This window comes from Microbacterium zouquanmingi, assembly GCF_052266675.1.
Taxonomy (GTDB): Bacteria; Actinomycetota; Actinomycetes; order Actinomycetales; family Microbacteriaceae; genus Microbacterium.
Genome location: NZ_JBQPRA010000001.1, coordinates 651,136 through 667,398 on the forward strand (window position 1 = coordinate 651,136; position 16,263 = coordinate 667,398).

Annotated in this window: 15 protein-coding genes; 7 read left to right on the forward strand and 8 right to left on the reverse strand. The window is 65.8% G+C overall.

Annotation, left to right across the window (positions count from 1 at the left end; all coding sequences use genetic code 11):
* Positions 1-7: 7 nt before the first annotated feature.
* Positions 8-1,393 (reverse strand): MFS transporter, encoded by a 1,386-nt coding sequence (locus ACTU6V_RS03240; protein ID WP_443468533.1) that lies wholly within the window; start codon positions 1,391-1,393, stop codon positions 8-10.
* A 97-nt stretch (positions 1,394-1,490) separates the two neighbouring features.
* Positions 1,491-2,528 carry a LacI family DNA-binding transcriptional regulator gene (locus ACTU6V_RS03245; RefSeq protein WP_443468534.1) on the reverse strand — a complete coding sequence of 346 codons (1,038 nt, stop codon included), beginning with the start codon at positions 2,526-2,528 and terminating at the stop codon, positions 1,491-1,493.
* 107 nt (positions 2,529-2,635) lie between these two features.
* Here ACTU6V_RS03245 and ACTU6V_RS03250 point away from each other — a divergent pair, with 107 nt between their 5' ends.
* Positions 2,636-4,432 carry a glycoside hydrolase family 35 protein gene (locus tag ACTU6V_RS03250; RefSeq protein ID WP_443474915.1) on the forward strand — a complete coding sequence of 599 codons (1,797 nt, stop codon included), beginning with the start codon at positions 2,636-2,638 and terminating at the stop codon, positions 4,430-4,432.
* Positions 4,433-4,497: 65 nt separating this feature from the next.
* Here ACTU6V_RS03250 and ACTU6V_RS03255 read toward each other — a convergent pair whose 3' ends face one another.
* The 3 genes from ACTU6V_RS03255 to ACTU6V_RS03265 all read right to left on the reverse strand — a co-directional run bounded on the left by ACTU6V_RS03255 (position 4,498) and on the right by ACTU6V_RS03265 (position 7,771).
* Positions 4,498-5,421, reverse strand: coding sequence for a carbohydrate ABC transporter permease (locus ACTU6V_RS03255; RefSeq protein WP_443468536.1), 924 nt, complete (start codon positions 5,419-5,421; stop codon positions 4,498-4,500).
* A 1-nt stretch (position 5,422) separates the two neighbouring features.
* Positions 5,423-6,364 (reverse strand): carbohydrate ABC transporter permease, encoded by a 942-nt coding sequence (locus ACTU6V_RS03260; RefSeq protein WP_443468537.1) that lies wholly within the window; start codon positions 6,362-6,364, stop codon positions 5,423-5,425.
* 96 nt (positions 6,365-6,460) lie between these two features.
* On the reverse strand, positions 6,461-7,771 hold the full coding sequence (locus ACTU6V_RS03265; protein WP_443468538.1) for an ABC transporter substrate-binding protein: 1,311 nt from the start codon (positions 7,769-7,771) through the stop codon (positions 6,461-6,463).
* A 231-nt stretch (positions 7,772-8,002) separates the two neighbouring features.
* Between ACTU6V_RS03265 and ACTU6V_RS03270 the strand changes: the two genes are divergently transcribed.
* The 6 genes from ACTU6V_RS03270 (at position 8,003) to ACTU6V_RS03295 (ending at position 12,654) form a co-directional block, all read left to right on the forward strand.
* Positions 8,003-8,692 carry a GNAT family N-acetyltransferase gene (locus ACTU6V_RS03270; protein WP_443468539.1) on the forward strand — a complete coding sequence of 230 codons (690 nt, stop codon included), beginning with the start codon at positions 8,003-8,005 and terminating at the stop codon, positions 8,690-8,692.
* 173 nt (positions 8,693-8,865) lie between these two features.
* Positions 8,866-9,006 (forward strand): hypothetical protein, encoded by a 141-nt coding sequence (locus tag ACTU6V_RS03275; protein ID WP_443468540.1) that lies wholly within the window; start codon positions 8,866-8,868, stop codon positions 9,004-9,006.
* 33 nt (positions 9,007-9,039) lie between these two features.
* The gene (locus ACTU6V_RS03280) at positions 9,040-9,705 is read left to right on the forward strand and encodes a YdeI/OmpD-associated family protein (RefSeq protein ID WP_443474916.1); all 666 of its coding nucleotides are present in this window, start codon (positions 9,040-9,042) and stop codon (positions 9,703-9,705) included.
* A gap of 85 nt (positions 9,706-9,790) precedes the next feature.
* Positions 9,791-11,176 carry a glycine--tRNA ligase gene (locus tag ACTU6V_RS03285; protein WP_443468857.1) on the forward strand — a complete coding sequence of 462 codons (1,386 nt, stop codon included), beginning with the start codon at positions 9,791-9,793 and terminating at the stop codon, positions 11,174-11,176.
* A gap of 9 nt (positions 11,177-11,185) precedes the next feature.
* Complete coding sequence (locus tag ACTU6V_RS03290; RefSeq protein ID WP_443468542.1) at positions 11,186-12,004, forward strand: serine hydrolase domain-containing protein; 819 nt, start codon at positions 11,186-11,188, stop codon at positions 12,002-12,004.
* A gap of 188 nt (positions 12,005-12,192) precedes the next feature.
* Positions 12,193-12,654 carry an adenylyltransferase/cytidyltransferase family protein gene (locus tag ACTU6V_RS03295; protein WP_443468543.1) on the forward strand — a complete coding sequence of 154 codons (462 nt, stop codon included), beginning with the start codon at positions 12,193-12,195 and terminating at the stop codon, positions 12,652-12,654.
* Positions 12,655-12,721: 67 nt separating this feature from the next.
* Here the strand turns inward: ACTU6V_RS03295 and ACTU6V_RS03300 are convergent, their stop codons facing one another.
* The 3 genes from ACTU6V_RS03300 to ACTU6V_RS03310 all read right to left on the reverse strand — a co-directional run bounded on the left by ACTU6V_RS03300 (position 12,722) and on the right by ACTU6V_RS03310 (position 16,243).
* Positions 12,722-13,294 carry an HhH-GPD-type base excision DNA repair protein gene (locus tag ACTU6V_RS03300; protein ID WP_443468544.1) on the reverse strand — a complete coding sequence of 191 codons (573 nt, stop codon included), beginning with the start codon at positions 13,292-13,294 and terminating at the stop codon, positions 12,722-12,724.
* A gap of 74 nt (positions 13,295-13,368) precedes the next feature.
* Positions 13,369-14,730 (reverse strand): hypothetical protein, encoded by a 1,362-nt coding sequence (locus tag ACTU6V_RS03305; RefSeq protein ID WP_443474917.1) that lies wholly within the window; start codon positions 14,728-14,730, stop codon positions 13,369-13,371.
* Between the two features lie 196 nt (positions 14,731-14,926).
* Positions 14,927-16,243, reverse strand: coding sequence for a glutamyl-tRNA reductase (locus ACTU6V_RS03310; RefSeq protein WP_443468546.1), 1,317 nt, complete (start codon positions 16,241-16,243; stop codon positions 14,927-14,929).
* Positions 16,244-16,263: the final 20 nt, after the last annotated feature.

Sequence of the window (16,263 nt, forward strand, 5' to 3'; positions counted from 1 at the left end):
GCCGAACTCAGCTGGGGAGTGACGGATGCTTCTCGAGTGGGGTGGTCTTCGGGATGAACAGCGACAGCACAAGGGCGACGGCAGCGGCGACGATCGCGAGCCAGAAGCAGACGTTGAAGGCCTCGCGAGTGGGAACGGCCACGCCGTCGATATCGATGCTCATCGCTGCGAGCACGGCGCCCATGACGGCCGAGGCACTGGACGTGCCCACGGAGCGGAACAGCGCGTTCAGGCCGTTCGAGACGCCCGTCTCATTGGCCGGAACCGAGCGCATGATGATCATCGGCATGGCGGCGAAGGTGAAGCCGATCCCGACGCCGATCAGTGCATTGGCGACGAGGATGTGCACCCATTCCGAGGACCAGAGGAGCACATAGACGTATGCGACGACGATCGCGGCGCTGCCGACGGCGAACAGCGGTTTCGGTCCGATCGAGCGTTCGAGAAGGCCGGACAGCGGCGAAAGCACCATCATCACCAGGCCTGCCGGCATGATGACGAACGATGCGGCGAGCATGTCGAGCCCGAAGCCCGACCCTGTCTCGACGGGAAGCTCGAGGATCTGCGGGAACGTGACGTTCGATGAGAACAGTGCGAACCCCATGCCGATCGCTGCGATGTTCGTCAGGAGCACTGCGGGCCGTGCGGCAACCCTCAGATCCACCAGCGGATCGGTTACTCGCAGCTCGTACCAGCCCCACAGCAGCAGCACGACGATGCCACCGATGAGGAGGCCCAGTCCGAGCGGCGATGCCCATCCCCACTGGGCTCCGCGAGAGATGTAGAGCAGGAGGCCGGTGAGGCCGACGGCGAGACCGATGGTGCCGACGACGTCGAGGCGGCCGGGGGAGAGCAGCACGTCCTCTGGCACGAACATCAGCACCAGGATGAGCACGGTGATGCCGAGCCCCGCCGAGAGCCAGAACAGCGAGTGCCAGTCGGCGTTGAGCGCGAGGTACGCGGCCAGCGGCATCCCGACAGCGCCGCCGACGCCCATCGTCGCGCTCATCAGTGCGACCGAGGTGCCGACGCGCTTAGGGGGCAGGATGTCGCGCATGATCGCGATGCCGAGCGGGATGACGCCAGTGACGGCGCCCTGCAGCGCCCGGCCGATGACCACACCGACGATCGAGGCCGAAGCCGCCGCGATGACCGAGCCGAGAGCGAGCAGCACCAGAAGCACGACCACGATCCGGCGTTTGCCGTACATGTCGCCGAGGCGCCCAGAGATCGGCGTCGCGACCGCGGCGACGAGCAGCGTGATCGTGACGACCCATGAGGTGTCTTCACGCGAGGCGTTGAGGAGGGTGGGCAGCTCGGCCTGGAGCGGCACGACGAGCGTGAACATGAACGATGAGCAGAGGCCCGCAAGAGCGAGGACGGCGACTGTCATCCCTCGATTGGGGGTACGGGAGAGCCGTTTTCTGGCTCTCTCGTCGTCATTTCCCACTTGACCAGGCTAGTGGGAAATGACGACGGTCGGCGCCCGGTCAGTCCTGTGGCAGATGGGGAGGCGCGGTCGAGGAGCGCAGAATCAGAGTCGGCTCCACGCGCGGCATCTCACCGCGCGGCTCTGTTCCCTCGATCTGCGCGATCACCCGCCGGGCAGCGCCCGCACCCACAGACTCGAACGGCTGGCGCACTGTCGTGAGTGCCGGTGATGCGTACGCTGCCAGAGCGATGTCGTCGACGCTGACGATCGACACGTCATCCGGCACGCTGCGTCCTGCTTCGTGCAGCGCGCGGATCACGCCGAATGCCATCTCGTCACTGCTCACGAAAACGGCTGTGGCGCCGGGGATCGCGGCGATCGTGCGTCCGGCGCGGTAGCCGGACTCAGAGGTCCAGTCCGCGGGAATCACCGGTGGAGGTTCGATGCCGTGCTCGCGCAGCACGCGTTCCCACATCTCGCGACGCTGCACGCTCTCTGACCAGTACTCGTCACCGCTGACATGCCACACGGTCTCGTGTCCGAGGTCGAGCAGATGCTCGACGGCGAGGCGGGCGACTTCGCCCTGATCGACGGAGAATTCGGACTCCTCCTCCGGGGAGGTTCGCACGTTGCGCGTGGAGGGTGTCCGCTCTGTTCGCGCACGCATGAGCGGGTGATCGAGCGAGACCGGAACGCCGAGGATGATGCCCTCGGCGCCCTGGCGCTCGAGGAGATCGAAGGCCGCGGCGATGTCTTCGATGGTGGCGTGGTCAGAAACGGATGCCGTGGTCACCGTGTAGTTGTTCTCGGCAGCCACGCGTTCGATGCCGACGCCCAGGGCCGCTGTCGAGTAGCGGTTGGTGCTCAGCACGATGACGCCGAGGATGCGGGTGCGGCCGGATGCCAACGACGCGGCCGCGGCATGCACGCGGTAGCCGAGCTCTTCGACGGCATTGAGCACTTTCCGTGCGGTGTCGGGGCGCACATTGCTCTGCCCGGACATCACCCGTGACACAGTCTGGGCAGAAACCCCCGCGAGTCGAGCGACGTCATTCTGATTGGGAGCGCGATCAGCGGGGTCTCGACGGGGAGGCATGCCCTCCATGCTAGTGATCGCGATGCGGCTGAGCGAGTACTTGCCGTGTTCTTGATGAGATAATGTGAACGCAAACAATTTTGAGATTCATGCCAGAGGAGTCCATGATGAACGACGCATTCTCGCCAGCATCAGGCGGCGAGTCCGCGCTTGTCTGGCAAGGCGGCCAGCTGATCCGCGACGGTCGTCCCCATCGCATCCTCGCCGGCGCGCTGCACTACTTCCGGGTGCACCCCGGGCAGTGGGAGGACCGCTTGCGCCGCCTGGCCGCTATGGGCGCAAACACCGTCGACACCTACGTGCCCTGGAACTTCCACGAACGCGTCGAGGGTGACGTTCGTTTCGACGGCTGGCAGGACATCGAGGCATTCATCCGTCTCGCGGGAGAGGTCGGACTCGACGTCTTCCTACGCCCCAGCCCCTACATCTGTGCGGAGTGGTCCAACGGCGGGCTGCCGGTGTGGCTGACCGGCCGGGTCTCGGCACTGCGCACGAGCGATCCGGAGTTCCTCGCGGCCGTCGATCGCTGGTTCGACGCGCTCATACCTCGGATGGTGCCGCTGCAGGCGGTCAACGGCGGACCCATCATCGCCGTGCAGGTCGAGAACGAGTACGGCTCCTTCGGAAGCGACCACGCGTACCTCGAGCACCAGCGTGATGCGCTGCGCTCGCGCGGGATCGTCGAGCTGCTCACGACTGCCGACGGGATCACCTCCGACATGGTCGCGCACGGGTCCGTGGGCGGCGCCATGGGAACCTTCACATTCGGCACGGGAGTCCCGGCGGCCGAAGAGCTTCTCGTCCCCGGACAGGCTCTGATGTGCAGTGAGCTCTGGGGTGGATGGTTCGACCACTGGGGCGAGCAGCATCACGTGCGCTCGGCCGCGAGCATGATCGGCACGGTCGACGAGCTGCTCGCCGCCGGCGGTTCGGTCAGCATCTACATGGCGCACGGCGGCACGAACTTCGGGCTGTGGAACGGTGCCAACCATTTCGGCATGATCGAGCCGACCATCACCAGCTACGACTCGGATGCTCCGATCCATGAAGACGGATCACTCGGCGACAAGTTCGATGCCCTGCGGGCGGCATTCGCCCCGTTCCATGACGGTGAGCTTTCCGAACCGCCCGCGCCGAACCCCGTGCAGCCTGCCCAGACGGTCCGTCTGCAGCAGGCCGCATCCCTGCGTGCACTCGTGGAGACGCTCCCCGTGATAGGCGAGCGCACCCCCGCACCGCAGAGCTTCGAGCAGCTCGGTGTCGAGGACGGGATCGTCGTCTATCAGGCATCCATCGACATTCCCGCCGAATCCACGATCACGATCGCCGATCTGCGTGACCGCGCAACGGTGTTCGTCGACGATGAGCGCATCGGCACGATGGAGCACGACGGCGAGCACGCGCTCGCCATTCCCGGCGGTGCACGCAAGGGCGCGCTGACGATCGTCGTCGAGAGCCTCGGGCGCATCAACTACGGCCCGCAGACCGGGGCGCACAAGGGCATCCTCGGTGGCGTCCTCGTGGGCGGTCGCCGCTTCGTGCACGGCTGGACCCATCGTGCGCTCCCGCTCGGCGCGCCGCAGGCTGCGGCGGGTGCCGGCGCAAGCAGGACTGAACGCGCAGACGACGCCGACGGCGTCGCCGTGGCGAGCATTCAGGTCGAGACTCCGGCTGATTCCTGGCTCGCCTTCCCCGGCGGAGTCAAGGGCATGGTGTGGCTGAACGGCTTCCTGCTCGGACGCTACTGGGACCGCGGCCCGCAGGTCACGCTCTACGCTCCTGCACCGCTGTGGAAGCCCGGCGCGAACGAGATCGTCGTGCTCGACACTGACGCGCTTCCCGCTATGGTCGAGCTCCGGGAGACGCCGGAGTACGGCGCCGTCGAGGAATTCATCGGGTCCTGACCCGCGACCGGAGACACGAAGAAGGGCTCGCGACCGAAGTCGCGAGCCCTTCTTCGTGAGGGCGATCAGCCCTTGACCGCGCCGGCCGCCAGACCGGACTGCCAGAAGCGCTGCAGACCGAAGAACAGGACGATCAGCGGCACGACGCCCAGCAGAGCGCCCAGCATCACGGCGCCCTTGTCCGGGGCGAAATAGCTCATCATGCCGTAGAGGCCCAGAGTGACCGGCTTCAGCTCGGCACTGGAGAGCATCATCAGTGGCAGCAGGAAGTTGTTCCAGGTCGCGACGAAGATGAACAGGAAGATCGTCACCATCGCCGGCGCCAGCAGACGCAGGACGATCGTGAAGAAGATCCGCGCTTCGCTCGCGCCGTCAATGCGCGCGGCCTCGAGCAGCTCGGTAGGCACTGAAGTCTCGGCGTAGACCATCCCGAGGAAGACGCCGAACGGCGAAACCGCAGAGGGGATGATAATCGCCCACATGGTGTTGGCAAGGCCCAGCGCCTGGAACTCCATGTAGAGCGGCACTGTCAGCAGCGCGACCGGCAGCAGGAGGCCCGCCATGATGATCGCGACGGCGATCTTCTTGCCGGGGAAGACGAACTTCGCGATGGCGTAGCCGGCCATGATGGCGAACAGCGTGCCGATGATTCCGGCGGCAGTCGAGTACAGGATCGAGTTGCCGACCCAGCGCCAGAACATGCCCTGCGTCCAGTCCATGAGGCTGGCGTAGTTGGTGTCGAGGTTCCAGTTCGCGAACCAGAACCCGAAGGTGTTCGTGAGGTCGGCGTTGGACTTCGTGGATGCCACGATGACCCAGTACACGGGCATGAGGAAGTAGACCAGCGCCACGATCAGGGCGATGATGCCGAAGGTCTTGGCGACAGGGCCGGGTGCGACCGAGCGCGGCGGCAGATCCGCGGCTGCGGGCGCACGCCGTGCCCGGCGTGGGGTTTCTGCGGGAGCGGTGATGAGTGTCGTGGTGCTCATGTCAGACGGCCTTCTTACGCTGCAGGAGTGCATAGACAACGGCGAGGGCGCCGGCGATGACGGCCATCAGCAGTGAGTATGCGGATGCGGGACCGCTGCCTGACGGCGACAGCTCGCCCATCATCGAGTTGTAGGTGAGCATCATCGGGGTGTAGTCCAAGCCCATCCAGGAGTTCGAGCTCTCCATGATCATGGGTTCGTTGAACAGCTGGATCGTGCCGATGATCGACAGCAGCACGGCCAGCAGCGCCGCACCGCGCACCATCGGCACCTTGATTTTCAGCGAGATCTGGAAGCCGCTCGCACCGTCCAGGCGCGCCGCCTCGTACAGCTCGCGCGGGATGGACTGGAGGGCTGCGAGGAAGATCAGCATGTTGTACCCGGTGTAGGTCCAGGTGGTCATGTTGGCCATCGAAGCGAGGATCGTGCCGGGCGCCATGAAGTTCGTGCCCTCGGGGAGGAACTGCATGAACGGCGAGACCTCTGGGGTGTACATGTACATCCAGATCATCGCCGCGATCACGCCGGGGATCGCGAAAGGCAGGAAGAAGGAGAGCCGAAAGAAGGCAGGGCGCCGCACGAGGAACGAGTCGAGCAGCAGGGCGAGCGCGAGAGCGACGATGATCATGACCGGGATCTGGAACGCGGCGTAGATGACCACGCGACCCATGCCCGACCAGAAGGCGCCGTTACTCGCGGCCGCAGTGAGGTTGTCGAAGCCGACGAAGGTGTCGATGAGCTCGCCTCCGCCGTACAGGCCTTCGCCTGCGGGAACCTGCGCGAAGAACGCCGACCGGACCGAGATGATGATCGGCACCAGGAAGACGATGATGAACAGGATCGAGAACGGTGCCATGAACAGCCAGCCGTTTCGGGCTTCCTGGCGCGCGCGGAAGCCCCTTCTCGGGCGCGGCCGGTGGCCGGTGGTCTCAGCGGTTGTCATGGCGGCGTGATCTCATCCTTCGGGAGAAAGAGGCCGGTGGAGGGCATCCGAATCGAATACCCTCCACCGAGCGCGTGCTCGGTACGGGCGTGGAGCTTACTTGGCGACGGGCAGACCGAGGTCTGTCAGCGCCTTGACTGCGGTGTCCTGAGCGGTCGTGAAGACGTCTGCGACGGTGGCGTCACCGGCGACGACTGCCGCTGCGGTCTCGGTCATCGAGGACAGCGTGGAGAAGCCGGGAGCGTACGGGAAGTCCGGGTTCAGGTTCGCGGTCGCGGTCGCGAGCTCGGCGAGGACATCCTGGTCGCCGAACTGGCGCAGCATCTTCTCCGGGGTCTCGGGCGTGCCGTTGGCTGCAACGACGAGGCCCTGCGAGGAGAGGTCATCGATCTGGGTATTGAACCAGTTGTTGAACTCCATGGCCTCGGCCGGGTGGTCACAGCCCTTGAGTACGGCGACACCAGAACCACCGTCAGGACCTGTCATGGCGCCGGCGCCGAAGTCGGGCAGCTGCGCGATGCGCCACTGGCCCTCGGCAGGGGTGCCGTCGAGCGAGTCGAGCAGGAAGCCTGCCTCCCACGCAGCGCCGATGTGGCCGATCAGGGAGCCGTCGTTCAGCGCGATCGTGAAGGGCTCGCCCCAGCGGTCAGCCTTCAGGGTCTGGTTGTTGTCGAGCAGGCCCTGCCAGAGAGCTGCGACCTTCTGCGAGCCTTCGCCCTCGGCGTTCACGACCCACTCGTCGCCCTCGGTCGAGAACCAGGTGTCACCGGCTGCGGCAGATTGCGCCGCGAGCCAGTGGGTCGCCTCATCTGCCGAGAAAGCGCTGAGGTACTTGCCGGCGGCGGCGGCGGTCGCCGACTCTGCCGTCAGGTCTTCGATCGTCGCAGGTGCGGTCAGTCCGAGCTTGTCGAATTCGGCCTCGTTGTAGAAGTAGACGAGCGGGCCGACATCCTGGGGGAGGCCGACGACGACATCGCCCACGCGCATGCCGGCGTACGCGCCGCTGGAGAAGTTCTCTGCGTACTTCTCTGCCTCGGTCGTGACGTCCTCGAGGAGACCCTTCACATACAGCTGCGGTGCCTCGGAGTATCCGACCTGGGCGAGGCACGGTGCGTTGCCGGCCTTCACGTCGGTCTCGAGCTTGAGGATCATGTCGGTCGCGGCACCGTCGAACTTGGTCGTCTTGACCTGGATTTCGGGGTGCTCTTCGTTCCAGCGCTCGGTGATCTCTGCGACCGTCGCCATGTCAGCGCCGTTGTCGAGACGATGCATGTACTCGATCGTGACGGATTCATCGCTCGAACTGCCGGCGTTGTCGCTGGAGGTGCTGCAGGCGGCGAGGCCGAATGCAGAGATGGCGCCGACGGTGACGACCGCCGCGGTGCGGATGATGCGTGTGTTGGCCATGAAAAGTGATTCTCCCCTTTGAGGGTCAGGTGACTGACGGACAGTGCGGATGCCGTGATGCACACGCGCTGGTGGAACCATTAAACGCCCAAATGTTTGCGTTCACAAGCTGAAGAACGTTGCCACGGTAACGTTTTATGATCGGGAGTGTCGTGCGCTGACATTCGGTGTGGCCCGTAGCGAACCCGGAGAGGATTCCCCAGACGCGCAGGAGAGGGGCAGACTGGGATCGTGCGAACCATCCGTGACCTCGACACCGTTGAACTGATCATCGACGCGCAGAGCCTGCTGGATTCCATCCGGGGGCCTGAGCGCGTCATCGACGCAGGGACGCTGCGTGCGCTGCAGCAGTCCGGCAATTACGTCGTCGGGCTCTTCGACGGCGAAGACGGGCAGGAGCAGATGGTCGGAGCATCCATCGCCTTCTTCGGCGCACCCGCGAAGCGGCGGATGCATTCCCACATCACCGCCCTGCTTCCGGACTATCGCGGACGCGGCTGGGGACGCGAGCTCAAGGAGCACCAACGCCAGTGGGCGTTCTCCCGCGATGTCGGATGCATCACCTGGACCTTCGATCCGCTGGTCGCGCGCAACGCGCACTTCTTCCTCACGGTGCTCGGTGCGAGAGCGACCGGTTACACCGTGAACAACTACGGAATCTTCGGTGGCGGGGATGCCGGTGACGAGAGCGACCGGCTCGACGTCGAGTGGGCGCTCGCCGACATCGCCAAGCCGCCGGCGGATGCTGCCGTGGTGGCGACCCTTGAGATCCCCTCCGATGTCGAGTCCATGCGCACCTCTGATCCGGATGCTGCGCACGAATGGCGCATGCGCCTGCGCGGAGAGATGGAAGAGCTGTTCGGTCGGGGCCTGCGCCTCGCCGGTTTCGACGTGACGCGCGGCTATCTGTTCACCGAGTGAGCTTCAGCCCTCGCGGGTCGGCGGATCCTCGCCGATCTCGGTGATGAGGCTCAGTTCTGCAACGGCTCTCTGAGGCGACCACGGCGATTCCCGCAGTCGCACGATGCCACTTCTCGCGCTGGAACGACGGTTCGGCGCACCTGCATCTGTGGGCCTATGCGCGGCCAGCAGGGATGATGCAGGGGCGCGGCGCGATCCTTCCGTACTGGGAGCAGAGCATGCCGGCGATGCCGGAGGCGATGATGAACGAGTACATCGGGATCGTTGCGGCCGCGCTCGCCGCGGGTGGAGGAGAAGCCTTCCCGAACCGCTGAACGGATGTCGGATGCTCGTGTCATTCTGATCGCATGGATGATGAGGCGGGGCAGGCAGGCGGTTCGGCGGAGAAGCCCGCGGTGTTCTTCCGTGACGCGGCCGAGTTCCGCGCATGGCTGGAGCGCTATCACGCCTCCGAGTCGGAGCTGTGGATGGAGATGCGTAAGGCGCATGTCACGGACCAGGGTCTGACGTGGGCGGATGCCGTTCCCGTGGGCCTGTGCTTCGGATGGATCGATTCGGTGTCTCAACCCGTCGACGAGGACCGGCGTCGGCAACGGTGGACCCCGCGAAAGCGGGGCAGCACCTGGTCAAAGATCAACGTGGCGCACATCGAGCGCTTGCAGGCAGAGGGCCGGATGGCGCCTGCCGGCCTCGCTGCGTTCGAGGCGCGCAGCGCGGAGCGCACCGGGACGTATTCATACGAGAACGGCGATGCAGAACTCGAACCTGAGGTACAGGCCGTGCTCGATCGCTCGGCAGCGGCACAGGCATTCCTCGATGCCGCGGCTCCCGGGTACCGCAAAGCTGTGCGGCATTGGATCGCCACAGCCAAGCGCCCTGCCACCCGCATCGCGCGCGCCGAGCAGTTCGTGACCGATAGCGCAGCCGGGCGGCTCGTGCCGTTCGCACGTGCGGGCAAGACGCCGGCGTGGCTGGGGCGCGCCGCCGCTGCGGCGGCTGCGGCGGAGGGCTGATTCCGACGCATCCGCGCGGATAGGATGGAGGATGCCGCGGCATGTCCGCGCAGCATCCAAATCTCTCCCGACCATTGGAGCCACCGTGGCCGAACAGTCCCGTCTTGACAAGGTCATCAGCCTCGCCCGCCACCGCGGGTTCGTGTTCCAAGCGGGTGAGATCTACGGCGGTTCGCGCTCCGCGTGGGACTACGGGCCCCTCGGCACCGAGCTGAAGGAGAACATCCGTCGCCAGTGGTGGCAGACCTTCGTCCGCGGCCGTGGCGACATGGTGGGACTTGACTCCTCGATCATCCTGCCCAAGCGTGTGTGGGAGGCATCCGGCCACGTCGCCACCTTCAGCGACCCGCTCGTCGAGTGCCTGCAGTGCCACAAGCGCCACCGCGAAGACCACCTGCTCGAGGCGTTCGAGGCGAAGAAGGGGCGCAAGCCCGAGAACGGCATGGCCGACATCGCCTGCCCCGACTGCGGCACCCGCGGCAAATGGACCGAGCCCCGCTCGTTCTCCGGCCTCGTGAAGACTTACCTCGGCGTCGTCGATGACGAGTCGGGCCTGTACTATCTGCGCCCCGAGACCGCGCAGGGCATCTTCGTGAACTTCGCTAACGTGCTCACCGCGAGCCGCAAGAAGCCGCCATTCGGTATCGGCCAGGTCGGCAAGGCGTTCCGCAACGAGATCACGCCCGGAAACTTCATCTTCCGCACTCGCGAGTTCGAGCAGATGGAGATCGAGTTCTTCGTGCCGCCGGCTGAGGCTCAGGAGTGGTTCGACCACTGGGTCGAGACCTGTTGGGCGTGGTTCATCGACCTCGGCATCGAGCCCGAGAACATGCGTCAGTTCGACGTTCCTGAGGATGAGCGCGCGCACTATTCCGCCGGAACGATCGACTTCGAGTACCGCTTCGGTTTCGCGGGCTCCGAGTGGGGCGAGCTCATGGGTGTCGCCAACCGCACCGATTACGACCTGAACAGCCACTCCGAGGCATCCGGCCAGAGCCTGACGTATTTCGACCAGGCATCCGGTGAGCGCTACACACCGTACGTGATCGAGCCCTCGTTCGGCCTCACTCGCTCGATGATGGCGTTCCTCGTCGACTCGTACGTCGAAGAAGAGGTGCCCAACGCGAAGGGCGGCACCGACACTCGCACTGTGCTCAAGCTCGACCCGCGTCTGGCTCCGGTCAAGGTGGCCGTGCTTCCCCTGTCGCGCAACGAGAAGCTCTCGCCGCTCGCGCGCGAGGTCGCTGACTCGCTGCGTGGCCGCTGGGCGATCGACTTCGACGACGCTGGGGCGATCGGTCGCCGCTACCGTCGTCAGGACGAGATCGGCACCCCGTTCTGCGTCACGGTCGACTTCGACTCGCTCGATGACAACGCTGTGACCGTGCGTGACCGCGACACCATGGCGCAGGAGCGCGTGCCGGTCGCCGAGCTGAACGAGTACCTCGCCGCACGGCTCAAGGGCGCGTAAGACAGAGCCGTGGAGACGACGACTTTCGCCGCGACCGACGGCTTCCCGCACACCGCTCTCGTAGGGGTCACCGGTCCTGAGCAGACCATCGCCGTGCAGGGCGACCCGCACGCCGCGCTCGCACTCGCGTCTGTGAGCAAGCCGCTCACAGCGTGGGGCGCGCTGATCGCTGTCGAGCGCGGGCTGATCGACCTTGATGAGCCGGCAGGGCCTGAGGGATCGACGCTGCTCAACCTGCTCGATCACACCAGCGGACTGCCGTTCGAGGGCGAGCCGGTGCAGGCGGCCCCCGGCACTCGGCGCATCTACTCGAACGCCGGTTTCGATGCCCTCGGTGCGCATGTTGCCGCCGCAGCTGGCATGGAGTTCTCCGAGTGGATGACCCGCGAGGTCGTCCAGCCGCTCGGGATGCGTGAGGTCGATGTAGCCGGCCGGCCCTCGGCCGGCTACAAGGCCTCTATCGCCGACCTGCTGATCTTCGGTCGCGAAGTACTGCGGCCGACCCTGATCCCCGCCGCTCTGCGCGACCTCGCACTGATGGTCTCGCGTGAAGGGCTGAAGGGCGTCGTCCCCGGCTACGGGTCCTTCGATGACAACCAGTGGGGCCTCGGGTTCGAGCTCAAGGGCGTGAAGAGCCCGCACTGGTTGAGCGACTCGTTCCCACTCGAAACGGCGGGCCACTTCGGTGGTCAGGGGAGCTTCTTCTTCGTCGACCGCTCTCGCGACATCGCCGCAGCATTTCTGTCAGGTGTGCCCTTCGGTGACGAGCACAAGCGCATCTGGCCGCCGCTCACCGACGAGATCCTCGCACGGTACGGCGGGCGCTGACCCGGTCTTCGGTCTCGGCCGGGATCCCCGTTCAGGTCGCAATTTCTGCCGCTTCGACGAGGCGAAAGCGGCACGAATCGCGACCTGGGTGTCCAGTTGGCGGCCTTCGCAGCACGGGGCGAGCCCGCGCGTCGGTAAACTTCGTCTGTTCGTAAGACCGCTGGAGGGCAACGTTGGAAGCTGAAGCAGTGAAGAAGCACCAGGATTACAACCCTGGTCCGCGTGTGGGGATCACGTTCTCGACGTTCGATCTGCTGCACGCGGGCCACATCATGATGCTTGCCGAGGCCAAGCGGCAATGCGACTACCTGATCTGCGGGCTGCAGATGGACCCGACGCTCGACCGCCCGGAGAAGAACGCGCCGACGCAGACCGTCGTCGAGCGCTACATCCAACTGCGCGGCTGCGAGTCCGTCGACGAGATCGTGCCGTACTCCACCGAACAGGACCTCGAGGACATTCTTCGCTCGTTCAAGCTCGACGTGCGCATCGTCGGCGACGAGTACGAGAATCGCGACTTCACGGGTCGTGAGTACTGCGAAGAGGCCGGCATCGAGCTGTACTTCAACAGCCGCCACCACCGGTTCTCCAGCTCGGGTCTGCGGAAGATCGTCGCAGCCAAAGAGGCAGAGCGTCTCTCGCGGGGCTGAACCACGTTCAGGTCGCAAACTGTGCTGCTTACGCCCCGCGAAAGCGGCACAAATTGCGACCTGGGCGTCACTTGGCGGCTTTCGCCGCCGCCTTCATTGCACGCTTGTGCGCGCGCACGAGGCTGAGCGACTCGGGTGAGACGATGTCAGCGACGCTGCGCAGGGCGCCTTCTTCTCCGTAGGGGGCGGATGCTTCGCGCCAGTCTGCACCGGTGAATCCGTACTGCTTGCCGAGCAGAGCGAGGAAGATCTTCGCCTTCTGCTCACCGAACCCGGGAAGCTTCTTCAGGCGTCGCAGCACTTCGGCACCGTCTGGGTCGCCCCGCGTCCAGAGGGCTGCGGCATCGCCGCCCCAGGATGCGACGAGCTCCCGGCACAGTGTCTGTACGCGGGCCGCCATGGAACCCGGGAACCGGTGCACGGCGGGAGTCTGCTTGAACGCCTCGAGGAACTCCTCGGGGTCCATCGCGGCGATTTCCGCGGCATCCACAGCGCCGGTGCGCTGTTCGATCTTGAGCGGGCCGGCGAAGGCGGTCTCCATCGGCACCTGCTGGTCCAGCAGCATGCCGACCAGAAGTGCGAGAGGGTTGTCGGTGAGCAGCGCGTCGGCGGCGGTGTCTCCGGTGATGTGAAGGGCCATGCCTCCAGTCTGGCACCTATGTGAAACGGTGCCCCGGGAATCCCCGGAGCACCGTTTCGCGTACGTGTCAGTGCTCAGGCGCCCTGGCGGCGACGTGCCAGGAACGCGAGCGCGATGCCTGCGGCGAGGAGCAGCGCCCCACCTGCCGTCAGCGGAAGGGCGCTGTCTGCACCGGTCACCGCGAGCTCGCCGTGCGCGGCGGATTCATCGCCAGCAGTGGTCCCGTTCTCGACCGGGTTGGTGGGCGTGTTCTCGACCGGGTTGGTGGGCGTGTTCTCGACCGGGCCGGTGGGCGTGTTCTCGCTCGGGTTGGTGGGCGTGTTCTCGTTCTCGTCGACGGGAGCGGCGAAGGCGACGCTCGCGGATGCCGTGAACGGCGTGCTGCTCTCCGAAGCAGTCGTGTACACCTGGCAGAAAGTGCCGTCCGGCGCCGCGAACGGCGACTGGGCCCAGGTCGCTGCGCCAAGCGCCTCAGCCGTTGCTTGGATTGAGACATCAGTGCCGGCCGCGCCGGTGGTGCACAGGTCAACAGTCGTCGTCACCGGGGCGGAGCCAGTCACGATTACGGCGCCGTTCTCGAGCTCCACGCCATCCTGAGGTGCACACAGCCCGATGGTGCCGGTAGCTGCGGTGAGCGCGATGGGCTGGTTCAGCAGGTTGGTCGTGAGCGTCAGCGGGGCGACCTCGTCGGCTGCCGCTTCCGAGGTCACCGGCGCGAGCTCCAGGACTGGCTCGACGGGCGCGGATGCCAGGATCCTTGCACGAACGTCGTCGCCGATGTTATCCGGGCACCACAAGTCCATGCCTGGGTACCACTGCATCAGGTCAGCATCCGAAACGCACCAGATCATCTGCTGCCTCACGGAACGGTTCTTCTCGGAATCGTTCGATGCGAGCGTTTCCCCTGCGCCGCTGTAGCCCTCGGGCATCGGTGTGGTGGTCAAATCGTTGGCGGCGATGTACTCGATCACGCGCTGTTGCTCGGCCGTGAGGTCGCCGTTGCCGTCGACGAGCTCAGGAGTGCCCACGTAGCCGCCGTCGTGCGTCAGCTTTCCCTGCTCATCAGTGACGCTGCAGGTGTGGTTGGTCATGTCGGTGCAGTACATCCACTCCGATACAGGACCCACGCCTTCGACGAACCGCACACCGCAGTTGGGCGTGCTGGGTTCGTTCTTGCCGCTGGTGCCGTAGAGCGTCACGACGTGACCGGCGTTGTAGGCGGTGAGGCGTTCGCCGAAGACGCGGTTCAGCGGATTTCCATCGACGGTTTCTGCTGTCGGGTCGGCGGCGGTGGAGCCGGCACAGAGATCTGCGGTGAACTCCTCTACCGCGGCTGGAGGCGCATCGGCAAGTGCCGGAGCGCTTGAGACGGCGACGAAACCAGCGCTCACCAGAGCGCTGAGCGCGAGAAGTGGGATGATCCCCTTACGACGCATGAAGTACCTTTCAGGATGGACGCGAAAAAGCGCAGCCCACGCCGAATAGAGCAGCATCGATGATGCCGCGAGCGCAACCGGCGTCAGCCGCGAAGAGGCAACCGACGACGGTTGCTAACAGCCGCGCAGTCCCAGCGCGGAAGATCCTCAAATCTCCAGGTTACCCGATGAGCCTTTCGGTTGTCAGGGGGAATACTCAGGCTGTCGCGGCCTCTTGAGACTCGCCAGTATCAGGTGTCAGTCCGTAGAGCGTCTCGAGTGCGTCCGTGAAATCACTCGCGCGACCATCGGCGGCGAGTTCGTGCGCGCGCACCGTGGGCGTGTGCAGGAGCACACCGGCCAGGTGACGCATCGCCTGCTCGACGAGGCCTTGCTCGTCGCCGCGGCGGCGCGCGCGGTCGATCTCGTCCTCAAGCAGGCTGAAGATGTGCGTGCGCAGGGCGACGACGGCCGGCGTGACGCTCCGCCGGTCGCCGACGACGTTGAAGGTGTCTGCGGCCTCGCGCACGACAGACCTCGCGGCATCCGTCGCCTGCAGCTCTTCGAGCGGGGCGTGCAAGCGGATGGTATCGAGATCCAGCAGTGCGACGCGTTCGATGTTCGCGACGGCCGGGTCGACGTTGCGGGGCATCCCGAGATCGATCACCAACTGCGACGATGCGGATGACGCGCCGATCGGGCATCCGCCCGTGGTCGCTCCGGTCGCACCAGCTGGTGCCTGCAGATGATGCGGGCGCAGCACAGGCTCCTCAGCCGCATTCGTGCACGTGATCAGCAGAGTCGATTGCGTCGCGACGCGCGTGTACTCGTCGTCGTGCACTGCGGCGATGCCGTGCTTCTTCGCGAACAGCTCTGCACGGCCAGATGGTGAATATACGGCGATGTTCGTCGCCCCGCGTTCGCGCAGCGTCGCAAGGGTCACCGCGGCGTACGCCCCGGTGCCGACCAGAAGAACGCGCTCTGCGGACCAGTCGGCGATGCGGCTGTCTGCGAGTTCGAGAGAGAGGCGCACGAGTGAGCGCCCGGCGCGTCCGATGGCGGTGACGTTCTTCACCTTGCGCTGCGCCTGGCTCGCACGCTGGAACAGGCGCTCGAGCTCGGGCGAGGTCGTGCCTTCCTCGTGCGCCGTCTTCAGCGCGCGACGCACCTGGCCGGCGATCTCTCCCTCTCCGGGGACGACGGATTCCAGACCGGATGCCACGGCGAACAGGTGTTCGGCAACGCGACGACCGGAGTGCACGGCATAAGCGCCGTCGAGTTCGGATGCGGGGATGCCGGTGGACTGCTCGATGGCCTCGAGCACTGCTTCCACTCCCACCGCACCCGCGGCAGTCACCGGCTCATCGACCTCGACGTACGCCTCGAAGCGGTTACAAGTGGAGAGCACAACGGCCCCCTGCACGCACGAAGCGATGCGCAGAAGATTCGGCGCGACGTCGTCAGGGGTGCGGCTCAATCGCTCGAGCATGTTGAAGGAGGCGGTCTTGTGACTCGCCGTCACGCACAGCAGCACGCTGACCAGTTTACCCGTCT

Excerpts from the sequence above, each read along its gene's own strand:
- ACTU6V_RS03305 (WP_443474917.1), bottom strand. The coding sequence starts at position 14,730 with ATGCGTCGTAAGGGGATCATCCCACTTCTCGCGCTCAGCGCTCTGGTG.
- ACTU6V_RS03250 (WP_443474915.1), top strand. The coding sequence starts at position 2,636 with ATGAACGACGCATTCTCGCCAGCATCAGGCGGCGAGTCCGCGCTTGTC.
- ACTU6V_RS03255 (WP_443468536.1), bottom strand. The coding sequence starts at position 5,421 with ATGAGCACCACGACACTCATCACCGCTCCCGCAGAAACCCCACGCCGG.
- ACTU6V_RS03275 (WP_443468540.1), top strand. The coding sequence starts at position 8,866 with ATGATGCAGGGGCGCGGCGCGATCCTTCCGTACTGGGAGCAGAGCATG.
- ACTU6V_RS03260 (WP_443468537.1), bottom strand. The coding sequence starts at position 6,364 with ATGACAACCGCTGAGACCACCGGCCACCGGCCGCGCCCGAGAAGGGGC.
- ACTU6V_RS03300 (WP_443468544.1), bottom strand. The coding sequence starts at position 13,294 with ATGGCCCTTCACATCACCGGAGACACCGCCGCCGACGCGCTGCTCACC.
- ACTU6V_RS03265 (WP_443468538.1), bottom strand. The coding sequence starts at position 7,771 with ATGGCCAACACACGCATCATCCGCACCGCGGCGGTCGTCACCGTCGGC.
- ACTU6V_RS03240 (WP_443468533.1), bottom strand. The coding sequence starts at position 1,393 with ATGACAGTCGCCGTCCTCGCTCTTGCGGGCCTCTGCTCATCGTTCATG.
- ACTU6V_RS03245 (WP_443468534.1), bottom strand. The coding sequence starts at position 2,528 with ATGCCTCCCCGTCGAGACCCCGCTGATCGCGCTCCCAATCAGAATGAC.
- ACTU6V_RS03280 (WP_443474916.1), top strand. The coding sequence starts at position 9,040 with ATGGATGATGAGGCGGGGCAGGCAGGCGGTTCGGCGGAGAAGCCCGCG.